Source organism: Ramlibacter sp. (genome assembly GCF_050250995.1).
In the GTDB taxonomy this organism is placed as follows: Bacteria; Pseudomonadota; Gammaproteobacteria; order Burkholderiales; family Burkholderiaceae_C; genus Ramlibacter.
Genome location: NZ_JBFWNP010000002.1, coordinates 51,053 through 67,476, shown reverse-complemented (window position 1 = coordinate 67,476; position 16,424 = coordinate 51,053). Strand labels below are relative to the sequence as shown.

General features: G+C 69.6%; 15 protein-coding genes. 9 read left to right on the top strand and 6 right to left on the bottom strand.

The genetic code is table 11. The annotated features are described in order from the left end of the window. Position 1 precedes the first annotated feature (1 nt). The 7 genes from AB7E83_RS02165 (at position 2) to AB7E83_RS02135 (ending at position 8,950) form a co-directional block, all read left to right on the top strand. The gene (locus AB7E83_RS02165) at positions 2–1,066 is read left to right on the top strand and encodes an MBL fold metallo-hydrolase (protein ID WP_428564935.1); all 1,065 of its coding nucleotides are present in this window, start codon (positions 2–4) and stop codon (positions 1,064–1,066) included. 54 nt (positions 1,067–1,120) lie between these two features. Then, positions 1,121–1,501, top strand: a complete 381-nt coding sequence (locus AB7E83_RS02160; protein ID WP_428564932.1) for an antitoxin Xre/MbcA/ParS toxin-binding domain-containing protein — start codon at positions 1,121–1,123, stop codon at positions 1,499–1,501. Between the two features lie 13 nt (positions 1,502–1,514). Continuing rightward, entirely contained in the window at positions 1,515–2,222 is a 708-nt protein-coding gene (locus AB7E83_RS02155; protein ID WP_428564929.1) for an RES family NAD+ phosphorylase, read from the top strand. A 75-nt stretch (positions 2,223–2,297) separates the two neighbouring features. After that, positions 2,298–3,134, top strand: a complete 837-nt coding sequence (locus tag AB7E83_RS02150; RefSeq protein ID WP_428564926.1) for a hypothetical protein — start codon at positions 2,298–2,300, stop codon at positions 3,132–3,134. A gap of 123 nt (positions 3,135–3,257) precedes the next feature. After that, positions 3,258–5,159 carry a GAF and HD-GYP domain-containing protein gene (locus AB7E83_RS02145; RefSeq protein WP_428564923.1) on the top strand — a complete coding sequence of 634 codons (1,902 nt, stop codon included), beginning with the start codon at positions 3,258–3,260 and terminating at the stop codon, positions 5,157–5,159. Positions 5,160–5,211: 52 nt separating this feature from the next. After that, on the top strand, positions 5,212–6,723 hold the full coding sequence (locus tag AB7E83_RS02140; RefSeq protein WP_428564920.1) for a protein adenylyltransferase SelO: 1,512 nt from the start codon (positions 5,212–5,214) through the stop codon (positions 6,721–6,723). 97 nt (positions 6,724–6,820) lie between these two features. Continuing rightward, complete coding sequence (locus tag AB7E83_RS02135; protein ID WP_428564917.1) at positions 6,821–8,950, top strand: sensor histidine kinase; 2,130 nt, start codon at positions 6,821–6,823, stop codon at positions 8,948–8,950. An 8-nt stretch (positions 8,951–8,958) separates the two neighbouring features. On the opposite strand, the gene AB7E83_RS02130 is transcribed toward AB7E83_RS02135, so the two are convergent. Continuing rightward, positions 8,959–9,945, bottom strand: coding sequence for an LLM class flavin-dependent oxidoreductase (locus tag AB7E83_RS02130; RefSeq protein ID WP_428564914.1), 987 nt, complete (start codon positions 9,943–9,945; stop codon positions 8,959–8,961). 116 nt (positions 9,946–10,061) lie between these two features. Between AB7E83_RS02130 and yghU the strand changes: the two genes are divergently transcribed. Continuing rightward, complete coding sequence (gene yghU, locus AB7E83_RS02125; protein ID WP_428564911.1) at positions 10,062–10,922, top strand: glutathione-dependent disulfide-bond oxidoreductase; 861 nt, start codon at positions 10,062–10,064, stop codon at positions 10,920–10,922. Positions 10,923–10,948: 26 nt separating this feature from the next. On the opposite strand, the gene AB7E83_RS02120 is transcribed toward yghU, so the two are convergent. After that, the gene (locus tag AB7E83_RS02120) at positions 10,949–11,245 is read right to left on the bottom strand and encodes a 2Fe-2S iron-sulfur cluster-binding protein (RefSeq protein WP_428564908.1); all 297 of its coding nucleotides are present in this window, start codon (positions 11,243–11,245) and stop codon (positions 10,949–10,951) included. A gap of 25 nt (positions 11,246–11,270) precedes the next feature. Next, positions 11,271–11,747 carry a hypothetical protein gene (locus AB7E83_RS02115; protein ID WP_428564905.1) on the bottom strand — a complete coding sequence of 159 codons (477 nt, stop codon included), beginning with the start codon at positions 11,745–11,747 and terminating at the stop codon, positions 11,271–11,273. 187 nt (positions 11,748–11,934) lie between these two features. Here AB7E83_RS02115 and AB7E83_RS02110 point away from each other — a divergent pair, with 187 nt between their 5' ends. Beyond that, positions 11,935–13,092 (top strand): MFS transporter, encoded by a 1,158-nt coding sequence (locus AB7E83_RS02110; RefSeq protein WP_428564902.1) that lies wholly within the window; start codon positions 11,935–11,937, stop codon positions 13,090–13,092. A gap of 30 nt (positions 13,093–13,122) precedes the next feature. Here AB7E83_RS02110 and AB7E83_RS02105 read toward each other — a convergent pair whose 3' ends face one another. Genes AB7E83_RS02105 through AB7E83_RS02095 form a run of 3 tightly spaced genes read right to left on the bottom strand, consistent with a single transcriptional unit; the run spans position 13,123 to position 16,417 of the window. Next, positions 13,123–14,613 (bottom strand): gamma-glutamyltransferase family protein, encoded by a 1,491-nt coding sequence (locus tag AB7E83_RS02105; RefSeq protein WP_428564899.1) that lies wholly within the window; start codon positions 14,611–14,613, stop codon positions 13,123–13,125. Continuing rightward, entirely contained in the window at positions 14,613–15,278 is a 666-nt protein-coding gene (locus AB7E83_RS02100) for a CoxG family protein (protein ID WP_428564896.1), read from the bottom strand. Before AB7E83_RS02100 ends, AB7E83_RS02105 begins: the two co-directional genes overlap by 1 nt. Further along, positions 15,278–16,417, bottom strand: a complete 1,140-nt coding sequence (locus AB7E83_RS02095) for an FAD-dependent oxidoreductase (RefSeq protein WP_428564892.1) — start codon at positions 16,415–16,417, stop codon at positions 15,278–15,280. Before AB7E83_RS02095 ends, AB7E83_RS02100 begins: the two co-directional genes overlap by 1 nt. Between the last annotated feature and the right edge of the window lie 7 nt (positions 16,418–16,424).

Here is a 16,424-nt window from a genome sequence, read left to right as displayed (position 1 = left end):
GATGACCGACGAGACCGCCACCGAACCGACCGCGCCCGCGCTCACGTACCCCTTCACCGCGCCCGAGCCCGGCGCCTGGATCGAGGTCGCCCCCGGCGTGCGCTGGATCCGCCTGCCGCTGCCCTTCAAGCTCGATCACATCAACGTGTGGGCCATCGACGATGGCGACGGCTGGGTCCTGGTGGACACCGGCATGAACACGGACGAGAGTCTCTCGGGCTGGATTCCGCTGCTGACCGAGGGGCCGATGGCGCGGCCGCTGAAAGGCGTTTACGTCACGCACATGCACCCCGACCACGTCGGTCTCGCGGGCTGGTTCACGCGCCGCGCGAACGTTCCCTTGTCGATGACCCGGCTCGAATATCTGTCCTGCCGTTCGGCCGTGGCGGACACCGGCCGCGAAGCGCCCGCGGACGGCATCAACTTCTATCGCCGCGCCGGCTGGTCGCCGCTGGCCATCGACGCCTACCGCAGCCGCTTCGGCGGCTTCGGCAAGATGATCCATGCCATGCCCGACAGTTTTCGCCGCATCCGGGACGGCGACGAATTCGTCCTCGGCGGGAACACCTGGCGCGTCGTCGCCGGCTGGGGCCATTCGCCGGAGCATGCGTGCTTCTACTGCCCCGCGCTCAAGCTGCTGATCTCCGGCGACCAGGTGCTGCCGCGCATCTCGTCCAACGTGTCGGTGCATGCGAGCGAGCCCGAGGCCGACCCCATGTCCGAGTGGTATGCCTCGCTCGCCAAGGTCAAGGCCGAAGTCCCCGACGACGTGCTCGTGCTGCCCGCGCACAACGACGCCTTCCACGGCCTGCATGCGCGGCTCGAGGCGCTCGGCCGCGGCCAGGACAAGGCGTTCGAGCGCCTGCGCCGCACGCTGAAGACCGGCCCGAAGCGCGTGATCGACGTCTTCGGCGCGCTGTTCGCACGCCCCATCGATGCCACCGACGCGCCGCTGCTGGGCATGGCCACCGGGGAGTCGACGGCCTGCCTCAACTACCTCATCGGCCGGGGCGAGGCGACGCGCAGCCTCGACGAGCACGGCGTGGCTTGGTATCGCGCAAGCTGAATCTTGCTGTAGATTGAATTGCTGCGATATACTTTCCACAGGAGGATTCGCCTCATGATGTCGATCCCGAAGCAAGTGCAGTCGCCCGCGCCCGGGCCGGTGCTTACCAAGGCCGCCTTGCGTGCCTCGGAGCTGCTGGGCTTGAGCCATGCGGCACTGGCGCGCGTGGTCGGCCTGAGCGAGTCGCAGATCTCGCGGTTCGCGAGCGGGGAGAAATCGCTCGAAGTCGGCACCAAGCCGGCCGAGATGGCCGCGCTGCTGGTGCGCGTGTATCGCTCGCTCGACGCGCTGGTCGGCAACGACGAGAAGCAGCGCCGCGCCTGGATGACCGGCTTCAATCGCGCCTTCAACGAAACCCCGCGCGAAGCCGTCCAGCGGGTCGAAGGCCTCGTCCGTGTCGTGGGCTACCTCGACGCGGCGCGCGCGCCGATCTGATCCGCGGACGCCGATGCTCTGGGAGGAGTCGTGGCTGCGCGAGGCCGCGCCGCGGCAGCGCACGCTGTGGCGCGGGGTCGAGGCGCAGCACCGCGTCGCCACCATGCGGCTCGTCGACGACCTCGACGAGCAGGGCGTGCTCGAGGAGTTGCTCGACGCCAGCAAGCCGCCCATGTCGCCCGGTTCGCAGGGCGCTCACTACCTCGTTTCCACACCCTTTCGCTACGCCTCGCCCTGGCCGTCGCGCTTTCGCCGGCCGTTCGAGCTCGGCGCGTGGTACGGCGCCGAGGAGACGGCCACCGTCGCGGCCGAGACGGCGTACTGGCGCTGGCGATTCCTCATGGATTCGGACGGCCTGCGCGATGGCCAGCTGATCACCGAACTCACCTTCTTCCAGGCGCGATTCGTGGGGGTCGAGCTGGACCTGATGCGCGCGCCCTGGGCGGCGCATCGCGCGGTCTGGCGGCACCCCGAGGATTATTCGCACTGCCACCGGCTCGCCGTTGAAGTGCGGCGGGTCCAGCCGGCCATCGACGCGATCCGCTACGAATCGGCGCGGGCGCCGGGCGGCCACTGCGAAGTCGTATTCCAACCCGCGTCGCTGAGCGTCACGAGGCCGGTCGTCCAGCAGACCTGGGCCTGCAAGACGACGTGTACCCGCGTCCTGCTTTCCCACGACGACGAGTCTCATCAATTCGACATGGTCGCGCAATCGGATTGAAGAACCGCGAAAGATTCACGGCCCGGGGCATGGCCGAGCTGGAACCCTGGGTGTAGGAGCGGTCTGACATCGTTCATGCCGACTCTCCTACGCCCACCTCTTCGACACCTTTTCTCGATCGCCTGTCTTTTCGGTGCGGTCACGACTGCGCATGCGCAGGCCGTCCTCGCGCCCGATGCGCGCCTGATGCTGTCGCGTACGGCCGCCGAGCGTGCCGGCCTGCAGCACGTCGGCCTCGATTTCCGCGACCTCTACGGCGTCATCCACGCCGAGAGCAGCTGGGTGGCGCGCGACGGTCTCGGGAAGAACGGCGTCGTGAGCCGCGGCGTGGCGCAGTTCGAGCCCGCGACCGCGAAGGCCGTCGGACTGCGCAACCCCGACGACACGGTGGAGTCCGTGCATGCCGCGGCGCGCCTGCTGCGCGAGGCGGCCGCATGGAGCGCAGAGAAGGTGGACCGCCTGCGCCTGCCGCCCGATCAACGCGCGGCCCGGCTGCGCGAAGGCGTCTCGATCTACTACAACCTCTCGACGCGCGGCCGTGCGCTATGGAACGGGCTCAATACCAGCGAATTGCCCGTGGAGACGCTGCGCCATATCCGCAACATGCGCGTGGGCGCGCTGAAGGCCGACCGTCTCAACGAACAGCTTGGCGGCCCGCGGCTCGCGCAACTGCCTGCGCAACTGCCTTCAGGGGGCGCGCGTCTTGCGAGCGCCGCCGTCGCGAAGACGGAGATACCGCGCGCGACGCCCGCGAAGCCGCAGGCGCTCGGCACCATCGAATGGGCCGGCCGGCAGGGCGAGCCCGGCGGCCGCCAGCGCTACGTCGTGTGGTCGAACGGCGCCGTGCAGCGGCAGGCCGCCGCCGGGGAAGTGCCCGCGGGCGCCATCCAGTGGACGCGACGAAGCGGTTGAGCCTGTCGCCAAGGTGAAAGATTCCGGCGGCTTTGTCCGTTCGTGCTCGACCGTAGGGAGCTCGCCCGCACCACGGCATGTGCAACCGGGAGTACGCTTGGAGACTCGGGTCAGGGAGATGCCATGGAGCAGCAGCAAAGCACCACGGACGCGTACCGCGAATTGATCGAGATCGGCATCGCGCTGTCGGCCGAGAAGGATCCGGCGCGGCTGCGCGAGCGGATTCTCGTCGAGGCGAAGCGCATCGCCAACGCCGATGCGGGCACGCTGTACCTGAAGCACAAGGGCAAGGAGCTGCAGTTCCAGATCGTGCGCAACGACTCGCTGGGCATCGCGATGGGCGGCACCACCGGCGTGGAGTGCAGCCTGCCCGCGGTGCAGCTGATCGCGCCCGACGGCCGGCCCAACATGCACAACGTCGCGTCGTACTGCGCGATCACCGGCGACGTCGTGAATATCGCCGACGCCTACGCGCCGAACGACACGCTCGATTTCTCGGGCACCGAGGAATTCGACCGCCGCCTGGGCTACCGCTCGCAGTCCTTCCTGACCGTGCCGCTGAAGAACCACACGGGCCTCGTCATCGGCGTGCTGCAGTTGATCAACGCGAAGGACGCCGACGGCCATGTCGTGGCGTTCGACGAAGCGGTCGTGCCGATGGTGAGCGCGCTCGCCTCGCAGGCGGCCGTGTCCATCGACAACCGACTGCTGATTGACGAGCTCAAGCAGCTGCTCGATGCCTTCATCGGCGTCATCGCCGCGGCCATCGACACGAAGTCGCCCTACACCGGCGGACACTGCCAGCGCGTGCCCATGCTGACCGAGATGCTCGTGAAGGCCGCGTGCGAGGCGAACGACGGACCGTTCGCCGGTTTCGACCTCACGGAGGACGAGTGGTACGAGCTGCGCGTCGCCTGCTGGCTGCACGACTGCGGCAAGGTCATCACGCCGGAGCACATCGTCGACAAGGCGACGAAGCTCGAATGCATCTACGACCGCATCCACGAAGTCCGCATGCGTTTCGAAGTGCTCAAGCGCGACGCCGAAATCGCGATGCTCCAGGGCATCGTCGCGGGCGGCGATGCCAACGCGCTGCGCGAGGCGTACGAAGCGCAATGCGCGACGCTCGACGAGGAATTCGCCTTCGTCGGCGAATGCAACGTCGGCGGCGAATTCATGGCGCCGGAGAAGATCGAGCGGCTGCATCGCATCGCGCAACGCACCTGGCAGCGCACGCTGTCCAACCGCATCGGCATCTCGTACGCCGAGAAGAAGCGGCGCGACGCAAGCCCCGAACGGCCGCTGCCCGTCGACGAATTCCTGCTGGAGGACCGCTACGACCACATCAGCCAGCGCGAGGGCCTGCGCCTGTCGGCCGAGGGCAATCCGTGGGGCTTCAAGATGAAGGCGCCGGAGCGCGAGGCGAACCTGGGCGAGCTCTACAACCTGTCGATCAGCCGCGGCACGCTCACCGAAGAAGACCGCTACCGCATCAACGAGCACATGGCGCAGACGATCGTCATGCTCGAGTCGCTGCCGTGGCCGCGCCACCTGCGGCGCGTGCCCGAGTACGCGGGCGGCCACCACGAGAAGATCGACGGCACCGGCTATCCGCGCGGCCTCAAGGGCGAGGAGATGTCGATCCCCGCGCGCGTGATGGCCATCGCCGACATCTTCGAGGCGCTCACCGCGGCGGACCGGCCGTACAAGCCGCCGAAGAAGGTGTCGGACGCGCTGCGCATCATGCGCTTCATGGTGAAGGACCGGCACATCGACGCCGAACTGTTCCGGCTGTTCGTGCAGTCGGGCACGTACAAGGCGTATGCCCGGCAGCAACTCAACCCGGACCAGATCGACGAGGTCGACGAGGGCATGTTGCTCGACGGGCTGGTGGAGTCGCCGCCCGCAGCCACCTCCAAGTCCACCTCGAACGACGACACGGTCGCGATGCCGCGGCCGGCCTATGTCGCGGCCCTGTCGCCTGCCGCCGTGCCGCTCATGGACGAGGTGGACGCGCGCGTCTAGCGCATGCATGGGAGGTGTGCAGGGGCATCGGCAATTCGTCAGAATGGATGCGATGCACAGCCTCCCGGCCCCGGCCTTCCGCTTCGACAACACCTATGCGCGCGAGCTCTCGGCACTTGCCGTGCCCTGGAAGCCGGCGGCCGCCGCCGCGCCGCGCCTGCTCTACCTGAACCGCGAACTGGCCGGGACGCTGGGCCTCGACGCCGATGCGCTGTCGGGCGCGGCGGGCGCTTCGCTGTTCGCGGGCAACGTGCTGCCCGAGGGCGCGGAGCCGATCGCGCAGGCCTATGCCGGCCACCAGTTCGGCGGCTTCTCGCCGCAGCTCGGCGATGGCCGCGCGCTGCTGCTCGGCGAGGTTCTGGACCGCGACGGCGAACGGCGCGACATCGCGTTCAAGGGATCGGGACGCACGCCGTTCTCGCGCGGCGGCGACGGCCGGGCCGCGGTCGGCCCGATGCTGCGCGAGGCGATCATCGGCGAGGCGATGCATGGCCTGGGGATCCCGACGACGCGGGCGCTCGCGGTGGCCGCCACCGGCGACGAGGTCGCGCGCGAGACGCTCCTGCCGGGCGCGGTGCTCACGCGCGTCGCGGCGAGCCACCTGCGCGTGGGCACCTTCCAGTACTTCGCGTCGCGCGGCGAGCACGACAAGCTGCGCCAGCTGGCCGAGTATGCGATCGCGCGGCACGACCCGGACCTCGTGGGCACGCCCGAGCGGTATCTCTCGCTCCTCGCGCGGGTCACGCAGCGCCAGGCTTCGCTCATCGCGAAGTGGATGAACGCCGGCTTCATCCATGGCGTGATGAACACCGACAACATGACGATCTCGGGCGAGACCATCGACTACGGGCCCTGCGCCTTCATGGAGGCATACGACCCCGAGGCCGTGTTCAGCTCCATCGACCACGGCGGGCGCTACGCCTATCGCAACCAGCCGGGGATCGCGCAGTGGAACCTGGCGCGGCTGGCCGAGGCGCTGCTGCCCCTGGTGGTCGAGGATCGGGGCGAGTCGGCGGCCGACGACGTGGTCGCGGAAGCGACGGCGGTGATCCAGTCGTTCGCAGGCCTGTATCCGGCGGCGCTGCTCGAAGGCCAGCGTGCCAAGCTGGGTCTGCAGGCATCGGCTGCGCATGACGCAGACGATGCCGCGCTCGCGAACGACTGGCTCGAGCTGCTGCACAAGCACGCCGTGGACTTCACGCTCGGCTGGCGGCGGCTCGCCGACGCGGCCGAGGGGAAAGAGGTGTTTCTGCAGGCGCTCTTTCCCGATCCGCAGGCCCCCAGCGAGTGGCTCGCGCGTTGGCGTGTGCGTTGCGCAGCCGATGGCATCGCGGACGAAACGCGCGCGCGGCGTATGCGTCTTGCGAGCCCGTGGATCATCGCGCGCAACCACCGGGTGGAAGAGGCGCTGGCCGCCGCCTCGACGGGCGACGACCTCGGGCCGTTCGAGCGCCTGATGGCGGCGCTGCGCGATCCGTTCACGGAGTCGGCCGGCAACGAGGCTTACGCGCGGCCCGCGGCCGCTGCCGTGACGGCGAACTACCGGACGTTCTGCGGCACCTGAGGGTGTCGACTTCCCGGGGCCGATCCCGGCCTGCCGGAATCGGGGGGATGCACGCGGTTGCTCGTCTGTGGCAGGATGAGCTGGACGGAGAGTCGGAATGCGCCCCCAGCTGTTCGCTTCGAAGATCGCGCTGCACGGCGTTGCCGCCTGGATGCGACTGCTCGCGTTGGCGCTCACGCTGCTCGCCGCGCAAGCGCAAGCGCAAGCGCATGCGGGCGAGATGCAGCTCGGCTCGGAGGAGCGCTACACCCTTTTTTCCGAGTTCGAGCAGTTGGAGGATCGAGAGCGGCGCTTCGGCATCGAGGACGTGCTCTCGGGCCGCGCGGGCGCCTTCGCGCCCGTCTCCCGTGAGAATTTCGGCGTGACGGATTCGGCCCTGTGGCTGCGCATCACCCTGCGGCCGCAGTCCGGTGCGCCAGCGGACTGGTTCCTCGAATTCCGGCGCACGCTCGACCACGTCGACGTGTTCGTCGCGGATGGCGCGACGGTGCGGCACGCGCGCACGGGGGGCCTGGTGCGGTTGGCCGAGCGCGACGTGCCCACCTTGAACAACCGCGTCGCGCTTCGGCTCGAGCCGGGCCGTCCGGTCACGCTGTACGTGCGGCTGCAGTCCGTGCGGGCGCTCGTGCTGACCGCATCCCTGACGCAGCGCGATGCCCTTGCGCGCAGCGACATCTCCGCCTTCGGCCAGATCAGTCTTTTCCTCGGGTTGATGATCGGCCTGGCCATCTACAACCTGTTCCTGTTTTTCGCCCTGCGCGATCCGGCCTACCTCTACTACGTCTGCTATGTCTCCACCTTCGCGCTCGCCCAGTGCGTCGCCGCGGGGTTGCCGTTCGAATACCTCTGGCCGGATCGCCCCGGCTGGAACTCGATGGCCCTGACCGGGCTGCTGGCCATTTCGCCGGCGATGCTCCTCCTCTTCGTGCGCCGCTTCCTGAATACGCCGCAACGGCAGCCGCGCTGGGACCGCGTCCTGCGTCTGATCGTGGGGGGCTGGTTCCTGTGCTTCTGCCTGGTGCCGATGGGGTGGTACCTGCCGCTCCTGGTTCTTGCCAGCGTCTTGCTGGTCGGCGGAATCCCCGTGCTGCTCGCGGTGTTCATCACGAGCGCGGTGCGGGGCTATCCGGGCGGACGGCTGCTGCTCCTCGCCTGGGCCATTCTGATGATCGGCGCGCTGCAGTTCATCGGCATCGCGTTGGGCATCCTCCCGCCGATCTCGGACGACCCGCTGCTGCCGGTTCGCATCGGCACCGCCGTCGAGATGCTCGTGCTTTCGTTCGCGCTGGCCGACCGCATCAACACGGAGAAGCGGCTGAAGGAGCAGGCGGTCCGCCATGCGGAGGAGCAGACGGCGCTGGCCCGCAACCTCGCGACCGCGACGGCGCAGCTCGAGGAGGTCCAGGCGCGCCTTGTCTCGGAAGCGCGGCAGGCCGGCATGGCGCAGATCGCCACCAACGTCCTGCACAACGTCGGCAACGTGCTCACGAGCGTGAACGTGTCCGCGCACGTGCTGCGCGAGCGCGTGCGGAACTCGCGCAGCACGCGCGTGGCCGACGTCGCGACCCTTCTGCAGAAAAACGATGCGGACCTCTCGAACTTCGTCGCCCATGACGAGAAGGGCCGATTGCTGCCGGAGTACGTGCGCGAGCTCGCGACGAACCTGCAGGAAGAGCGGCAGGCGCTTCTCGACGAGCTCGGCCGCCTGGGCGACAGCGTCGATCACATCAAGAACGTCGTGGCGATGCAGCAGTCGTATGCCGGCAAGAGCGGCTTTCTCGAACCCGCGCGACTGAGCGACCTGGCGGACGATGCATTGCGCATGCAGGAAACGGCGATCGCGAGCCACGGCGTGAAGGTGCATCGCGACTATGACGACGTGCCGATCGGCCCCGTGGACAAGGCGCGCGTGATGCAGATCCTGGTGAACCTCGTGGAGAACGCCTGCCATGCGATGCGCGGGACCGCCGAACGGCGCCTGGTGATCGAGGTGCGGGAGCGGCTCGACGGCGTGCGCGTCGAGGTGACGGACAGCGGCTGCGGCATCGGCGCCGAGCACCTGGCCCGCGTCTTCTCGCACGGCTTCACGACCAAGGAGGGCGGCCACGGGTTCGGCCTGCACAGCAGTGCCATCGCCGCGCGCGAGATGGGCGGCTCGCTCGAAGTCCGCAGCGAGGGCCCCAACCTCGGCGCGACCTTCACGCTCGACCTGCCGCGGCCCGCCTGATTTCCTGGCTAAAGCCCGCCCGCCTGCGCCGCGATCTCGTACGACTTCAGCCGCGCCGCGTGGTCGAAGATCTGCGAGGTGATCATCAATTCGTCCGCGCCGGTGCGCTCGACGAACGCGCGCATCTGCTCGCGCACCGTCGCGGGCGAGCCGATCGCGGTACACGACAGCACTTCGTCGAGCATCGCGCGCGCCTGCTGCGGCAAGGCTTCGAGGTAACCGGGCACAGGCGGCTTCAGCTGCGAGGGTCGGCCGGTGCGCAGGTTCACGAATGCCTGCTGCATCGACGTCGCGAGCACGGCGGCCTCTTCGTCGGTGTCCGCCGCGAACACGTTGAAGCCGAGCATCACGTGCGGCTTGTCCAGTTGCGCGGACGGCTTGAAGAGGCTGCGGTACAGCGAGATCGCCTGCATCATCTGCGTCGGCGCGAAATGCGATGCGAAGGCGTAGGGCAGGCCGAGCATCGCGGCGAGCTGCGCGCCGAAATGGCTGGAGCCGAGGATCCACACCGGCACCTTCGCGCCGCGCCCCGGCACGGCGCGCACGGACTGCCGCGGCTCGTCGGACATGAAGTCCATGAGCTCGACGACGTCCTGCGGAAACGCGTCGGGGTCGGACGAGAGATCGCGACGCAGCGCGCGCGCCGTGGCCTGGTCGGACCCCGGTGCGCGGCCGAGGCCGAGGTCGATGCGGCCGGGATACAGCGCCTCGAGCGTGCCGAACTGCTCGGCGATCACGAGCGGCGAATGGTTCGGCAGCATGATGCCGCCCGCGCCGACGCGAATCGTCTTCGTCCCGCCCGCGATGTGCCCGATGAGCACCGCCGTCGCCGCGCTGGCGATACCCGGCATGCCGTGGTGTTCGGCCAGCCAGAAGCGGCGGAAGCCCAGCCGCTCGGCGTGCTGCGCGAGCGAGAGGGAGTTTCGAAACGATCGGGCGGCGTCGCTGCCCTCGGCGATGGGCGCGAGGTCGAGCACGGAAAGCGGAATGGGCATCGGCAGCAGATGGGGGCGAAGGGGATTGCGGCAAGGCCGCGCGGCGAATTCGCGGGCCTGCCTATACTGCCTCGCGTGCCGCATCGATGTTTCGCGGCGAACGGGAGTCCCCACGAATGACCGAACCTTACACGCCGCCCGCCGTCTGGACCTGGAAGAAGGCCACCGAGGGCCGCTTCGCGAACATCAACCGCCCGGTCGCCGGCGCGTTGCACGAGAAGGAGCTGCCCGTCGGCAAGCATCCGCTGCAGCTCTATTCGCTCGGCACGCCCAACGGCGTGAAAGTCACGATCATGCTCGAGGAGCTGCTCGCGCTCGGCCATGCGGGCGCGGAGTACGACGCCTGGCTGATCCGCATCAACGAGGGCGAACAGTTCGGCAGCGGCTTCGTCGGCATCAATCCGAACTCGAAGATCCCCGCGCTGGTGGACCGCAGCGGCGCGCAGCCCGTGCGCGTGTTCGAGTCGGGCGCGATCCTGATGTACCTCGCCGAGAAGTTCGACGCCTTCCTGCCGAAGGCGGGCGCGGCGCGCGCGGAGTGCCTGTCGTGGCTCTTCTGGCAGATGGGCAGTGCGCCCTTCCTCGGCGGCGGCTTCGGCCACTTCTACGCCTATGCGCCGCAGAAGATCGAATACGCGATCGACCGCTATGCGATGGAGGCGAAGCGGCAGATGGACGTGCTCGACCGTCGATTGGCCGATACGGCCTTCGTCGCGGGCGACGACTACACCATCGCCGACATGGCGATCTGGCCGTGGTATGGGCAGCTCGCGAAGGGCGTGTTGTACGGCGCGGGCGAGTTCCTCGACGTCGTGTCGTACAAGCACGTCGTGCGCTGGGCCGACGAGGTCGCCGCGCGGCCGGCCGTGAAGCGCGGCCGCATGGTGAACCGCACGCAGGGCGAGCCGGCGAGCCAGCTGCGCGAGCGGCATGACGCGAGCGACTTCGAGACGAAGACGCAGGACAAGATGGGTTGAATGCGGTCTTCGGTCGCGACCGAAGCCTACCCTTCCCACCACGGCTTCACGCCGTCGCCCCCGATCACGAGGTCCGAGGTCGCGAACGCCACGCAGGGCAGGAAGAAGCCTTCCTGCTTCTCGTCCGGGGACAGCCCCGGCCAGGGCACTTCGTAGCGCACGGTTCCGCTGCGCAGCCGCCGGATGCAGGTGCGGCACGTGCCGGTGCGGCACGAGCTCGCCAGGGGCACGAAGGCCTCGTGCGCGGCGTCGAGCACGGTGCGTTCGGCGGGCGCATCGAAATGCTCGGCGGTGTTTTCGATGGCGATGCGATGGCGCGACACGGTCGGGGAGTGCGGGAAGGGGGCGTCAGAAACGGTCGAAGAACCGGTCGCGGAACTCCATGCCCGGGTGCGCGCGCCGCACGACGCCTTGCGGGTCGAGATAGACGTAGTAGAACATGTTGGCGTTCATGACGTCCCGCCAGCGGTAGGTCATGACCGGGCCGTTCCAGCTCGCCACGCCGTCGACCTTCGCGGGCGGGCCGAACTCGCGCTCGACGTCCGCGCGCGTCCACTGGTCGGGCACGATCCGGTGGAAGTCGGCCTCGGTGAGCGCCTGCCGCGTGCCCACGAGGCGCCCGCTCGCGTCGAGGTCCACCATCCAGGCGTACTGGCCGGCGGGCTGCAGCGAATACTGCAGGCGCTTGCCGCCGTCCGGCAGCGGGACGATTCGCGTGGGCGGCCCCATGCGTGCCAGGACTTCCTGCTGCGGCGTGCCCGGCGGCAGTCCTGCCGCGCCGTGGGGCGAGGCGCAGGCGGCGAGGATGAGCGAGGCGAGGGCCATCGCAGGTGCTGTCTTCTTCATCCCGGTTGGAGTCGCCGCGCGCGCCGGAGTTTCGCATGGTGGTACGTTTCATGCGTCCCGAGCCTCGACGGCAGGGACGGCGCGCGACAATGGACGTACTTTCGTTGCAAGCCGCGCCGGACGCCGCGCACGCCTCAGCACTTTGACCTCCAGCGACAATTTCTCGATGCCACCGGCGCGCAGCCTGCTGTCGCTCGCGATCCTCTACGCCGGCAGCTCGGCCATGCTGCGCATCTGCGACCCGATGCTGCTGCAGTTGTCGCGCGACTTCGACGTCACCATGGGGCGCGCGGCGCTCACCGTCTACACGTTCGCCATCGCGTTCGGTCTGCTGCAGCTCGTGTTCGGACCGCTCGGCGACCGCTGGGGCAAGCGCCGCGTCATCGGTGTGTGCGGGCTGGGCTGCGTGATCGGCAACCTCCTCGCGCTGGTGGCGTGGAGCCTCGACGCGCTGGTCGTCGCGCGCGTGGTCGCCGGCATCACGGCGGCCGGCATGGGCCCGCTCATGCTCGCGTGGCTCGGCGATACGGTGCCCTACGAGCACCGGCAGACGGTGCTGGCGCGCTTCATGGCGTCGTCGCTCACCGGCGTGATCCTGGGGCAATGGGTTTCGGGGGTCATGACCGACTGGTTCGGCTGGCGCAGCGTCTTCGCGATGCTGGCGGTGCTGTTCTGCGTCGGCGGCCTGGCGGTGCTCTGCGACCCGGCTGTACGGCGCGAACGCGGCTCGCCGTCGCAGAGCGGCTATTTCCAGGGCATGGGACGGGTGCTGTCGCTGCCCTGGCCGCGCTGGATCATCGGGTTCACCGTTGCGGAAGGCACGTTCACGTTCGCTGCCATGGTGTTCCTGCCGACCTTTCTCGTGCGCGAATACGGCCTGGGTCTGTCGACCGCCTCGGGCGTGGCGGCTCTGTACGGCATCGGGGGATTCGCCTATTCGTTCCTCGCGCGCCGGCTCGTGCCGCGTTACGGGGAGACGGGCATGGCCTGGCGGGCCGGCATCGCCATGGCGGTCAGCTGGATGAGCATCGCGCTTGTTGGGCACTGGGCGCTGGTCGTGCCGGCTGTGCTGGTCGCCGGCCTCGGGTTCTATTCCCTGCACGGCGTGCTGCAGACCCATGCGACGCAGATGGTGCCCGAGTTGCGCGGCACCGCCGTCGGCCTCTTCGCGTCGGCCATGTTCGCCGGCATCGCGCTGGGCGTGGTCGCGGCGTCGCAGGTGGTGGACTCGGGCGGCTTCCGTCCGGTGTTCGCGGTGTGCGCCGTGGCGCTGGGGGTGTTGGGGTATGCGGTGAGCGTGCAGGTTGGGCGGCGGGGGGCTTGAGGACGGTGTTGATCTGCCAATCGCGGGTTGTCACCCCGCCGCCGCATGCGCCTGCCGGCGCGGATCGGCGGCAGCTTCGAGCGTGCCGTCCGCGAGGCGGCGGATGACCTTGGCGGAGCCGAAATAGAACTCGTGTTCGGAGTTCTCGGTGACCCGCAATCCCGCTTCGCGAAGGCGCGCCGCGACTTCGGAGGGCACGCCCTTTTCGAGCAGCACCGCGCCGTCGCGCCCGAGGCTCCAGCGGTCGCGGCTGACGACTTCGCCGAGGCTCGCGGCCGGCTCGCCCAGCGCGCCGCGCAGGACCTGCGCGCCGGTGGTGGTCTGGCTCACGCCGCCGGGGGACACGCCGGCGAGTCGCGCAGCCCCGTCGCGCATGGCAATGTAGGGATTCAGCGTGTGCGCGGGGCGCATGCCCGGTGCCACCTGGTTGACGTGCCCCGGCGCCAGGCTGAAATCGAACATGCGGTTGTTCAGCAGCACACCCGTCCGCGCGTCCACATACCCGCTGCCGAAGGGCTGGAACACGCTTTGCAGCATGGCGATGGCGCGTCCCTGGTGGTCCATGGCGACGAAGCCGGTGGTGTCGCCGGGTTCGGCACGGATCGCGGGTGCGTTCGTCGTCGTGAAATCCGCTTCGGACACGCGCGAGGGGTCGCCGATCCTGCGCTGGCCGCGCGCGATGATGTCGATGGCCGACGCGACTTCGCGCGCCAGGTCGCCGCCGCTCGCGTCCTGCAACTGCTGCAGCATCAGCACGCCCATCGAGTTGGGCGGCATGACGAAGATGTCGTGGGCCTGGAACGTGCCCCGCAGCGGCTGCACCCAGTCGGCCTGCGCGCGTGCGAGGTCTTCCTGCGCGATCAGGCCGCCGCGCGACTGCACGCCTTGCACCAGTCCGCTCGCCACCCAGCCCTCGTAGAAGCCCGCTTCGCCCCGCGCCGCGATCTCGCGCAGCACCGCGGCGATGCGAGGCTGGCGCAGCAACTCGCCACGGCGCAGCCAGCGGCCGTCGATGGCGAAGGTATCGGCGAAGCCGGGCTGCGAACGCATCGCGGCATCCGCATTGCCCAGGTTGCGCGCGAGTTCCTCGGGCAGCGGCACGCCTTCCTCGGCCAGCTCGATCGCGGGCGAGAGCAGACGCTGCCACGGCAGGCTTCCGAGCCGCTCGTGCGCGCGCGCCCAGAAGCGCACCAGCGTCGGCGTCACGGCGGCGGACGCGCCGCGTTGCGGCATGCCGGCGGCGAAGTGCTCCGCGGTCGCCGCGAGCGGCGCGCGGCCCGTGCCGTTCAAGGCGTGCAAGCCGCCGTGCGCGGGATCGTGGATCATCGCCATCGCGCAGCCGCCGAGCGAGCTCGTGTGCGGTAGCGCCACGGTCAGAACCGCGGAGGCGCACACCATCGCATCGACGAGCGTCCCGCCGTCGTCCAGCACATCTTCCGCCGCGCGCGTGGCGAGATGGTGGCCCGTGACGACCGCGCGGCGGCGGCCGTACAGGCTCTTGGTGCGGCCGTTCGCGGGCATCAGCGGACGATCAGCAGCGCGGCCGCGGTGCCGATGAAAGCGCCGACGGTGCAGGCGATGAAGAGCTTCAACGGGAGGCGATGGAGGGCGAACGTGGGTGCTGGCCCCGGCAGCGCCCCAGGCCATGGCCACGACGGCGAAGAGGCCGAAGAGGCCGAAGGGGTCGAAGGCGACGACGAAGACGAGGCAGGCATCGCAGCCGCATCCGTCGACGCACGCGCCGCCTGCGGATCCAGCGCCCGCACGACATTGGCGAAGAACTCCTCCGAGAAGCGCCGCGCCGTGCTGTCGATCATGCGCGCGCCGAGTTGCGCGAGCCGCCCCTGGATCTCCGTGCCTGCTTCGTAGACGAGCAGCGTCCCCGCGGGAATGTCGCTCAGCTGCAGGCGCATGCTGCCGCTCGCACTTCCGGCCGCGCCCGCGCTGCCGCTTCCGCTCAGCACGTACGACTCGCCCTCGACGACCTCCGACATCGCCACCTGCGCCTTGAAGTTCGCGCGGATCGGCCCCACCGCGGACGTGAGCGCGATGTCGAGCTGGCCGTCGCCCAGGTCCCGCACCTCCCGGCAACCGGGAATGACCTGCTGCAGGAACACCGGATCGTTCAAGGCCTGCCACACCGCCGCGCGCGCGGCGGGCAGCGCTTTCGTTCCCTCGATGCGCATCAGATCCTCGCGATCTCGATGTTCGCGGGGCGCAGCCCCTGGTCGGCGATGCGCATGCGGTCGTTGAGGAACCGGATGCGGCCGAAGGCCCAGGTCACGAGCGGACGCATCACGTCCAGCTGCGTGGGCCACTGGCGCGTGAACCAGTCGTAGCGCACCGCCCAGGCCTGCGTGCGGTCGCTGATGAAGCGCACGTCGCGTTCCCACGCGGCGAGCGCCGCGGGCACGTCGTCGTTCGCGCGCAGGTAGTGCGCGAGCGCATAGGCGTTGATGAGCGTGAGGCCCGCGCCCTGGCCGAGCGTCGGCGGCAGTCCGTGCGCCGCGTCGCCGAGGATCGCGACGCGGCCGCGCGACCAGTGCGCGCAGTCGACGAGGCCGTAGTTGAATTGCGTCGCCTCGCTGCGGCCGAGCAGCGCCATCAGGCCGGCGAGCTTCGGGAAGCGCGCGGACCAGTCCGCGACGTCGAGCGGCAGCTTGCGCGCCACCGCATCCCGTTCGGGCGCGACCATGTACACGTAGGTGTGCTTCGGCCCGCTCGGCGTCACGCCGATGCGGCGGTTGCCGGACCAGTGCTCCACCGTCATCGGCTCGCGCGTGAACTCGCGCGACTCGACGAGGAAGCGGTCGATGATCGTGGGCAGCAGGCGGAACCGCGATGCGATGCCCATCGAGGTGCGGACCGCCGAATTCACGCCGTCCGCGCCGACCACGAGGTCGGCCTTCAGGGTTTCGCGGTTCGCGGTGACGAGCGTCCCGTCTGCCGTGGCGGACGCGACCGTCGAGCCCGTGACGATCTCGGCGCCGGCCGCGATGGCCGTGTCGCGCAGCGCCTCCACCACCGACTGGCGCGGAAACACATGCACGCGCGAGAGGCCGGCGAGCCTGCGCTCCTGCCGGATGCTGCCGTCGGCGAAGCGGATCTGCGCGCGCTCGAGCTCGAGGCCCTCGGGCCGCATGCGCTCGAACGCGCCGATGGCATCCAGCACCTCGATGCTGTTGTTCTTGATGTAGATGCCCGCGCCGATCTCGCGGATCGAATCGTGCCGCTCGTGGACGCGCACCTTCCAGCCGGCCTGCGCGAGCAGTGCGGCCATGGCGAGGCCGCCGATGCCGCCGCCTGCGATTTCCGCGGTCTTCATGGACGTT

What these genes read in the sequence shown, in the direction of transcription:
- AB7E83_RS02115 (WP_428564905.1), bottom strand. Translation starts at nt 11,747, where the DNA reads ATGGCCCTCGCCTCGCTCATCCTCGCCGCCTGCGCCTCGCCCCACGGC.
- AB7E83_RS02145 (WP_428564923.1), top strand. Translation starts at nt 3,258, where the DNA reads ATGGAGCAGCAGCAAAGCACCACGGACGCGTACCGCGAATTGATCGAG.
- AB7E83_RS02165 (WP_428564935.1), top strand. Translation starts at nt 2, where the DNA reads ATGACCGACGAGACCGCCACCGAACCGACCGCGCCCGCGCTCACGTAC.
- AB7E83_RS02110 (WP_428564902.1), top strand. Translation starts at nt 11,935, where the DNA reads ATGCCACCGGCGCGCAGCCTGCTGTCGCTCGCGATCCTCTACGCCGGC.
- AB7E83_RS02150 (WP_428564926.1), top strand. Translation starts at nt 2,298, where the DNA reads ATGCCGACTCTCCTACGCCCACCTCTTCGACACCTTTTCTCGATCGCC.
- AB7E83_RS02155 (WP_428564929.1), top strand. Translation starts at nt 1,515, where the DNA reads ATGCTCTGGGAGGAGTCGTGGCTGCGCGAGGCCGCGCCGCGGCAGCGC.
- AB7E83_RS02105 (WP_428564899.1), bottom strand. Translation starts at nt 14,613, where the DNA reads ATGCCCGCGAACGGCCGCACCAAGAGCCTGTACGGCCGCCGCCGCGCG.
- AB7E83_RS02130 (WP_428564914.1), bottom strand. Translation starts at nt 9,945, where the DNA reads ATGCCCATTCCGCTTTCCGTGCTCGACCTCGCGCCCATCGCCGAGGGC.
- AB7E83_RS02160 (WP_428564932.1), top strand. Translation starts at nt 1,121, where the DNA reads ATGATGTCGATCCCGAAGCAAGTGCAGTCGCCCGCGCCCGGGCCGGTG.
- AB7E83_RS02140 (WP_428564920.1), top strand. Translation starts at nt 5,212, where the DNA reads ATGCACAGCCTCCCGGCCCCGGCCTTCCGCTTCGACAACACCTATGCG.
- AB7E83_RS02095 (WP_428564892.1), bottom strand. Translation starts at nt 16,417, where the DNA reads ATGAAGACCGCGGAAATCGCAGGCGGCGGCATCGGCGGCCTCGCCATG.
- AB7E83_RS02135 (WP_428564917.1), top strand. Translation starts at nt 6,821, where the DNA reads ATGCGCCCCCAGCTGTTCGCTTCGAAGATCGCGCTGCACGGCGTTGCC.
- yghU (WP_428564911.1), top strand. Translation starts at nt 10,062, where the DNA reads ATGACCGAACCTTACACGCCGCCCGCCGTCTGGACCTGGAAGAAGGCC.
- AB7E83_RS02100 (WP_428564896.1), bottom strand. Translation starts at nt 15,278, where the DNA reads ATGCGCATCGAGGGAACGAAAGCGCTGCCCGCCGCGCGCGCGGCGGTG.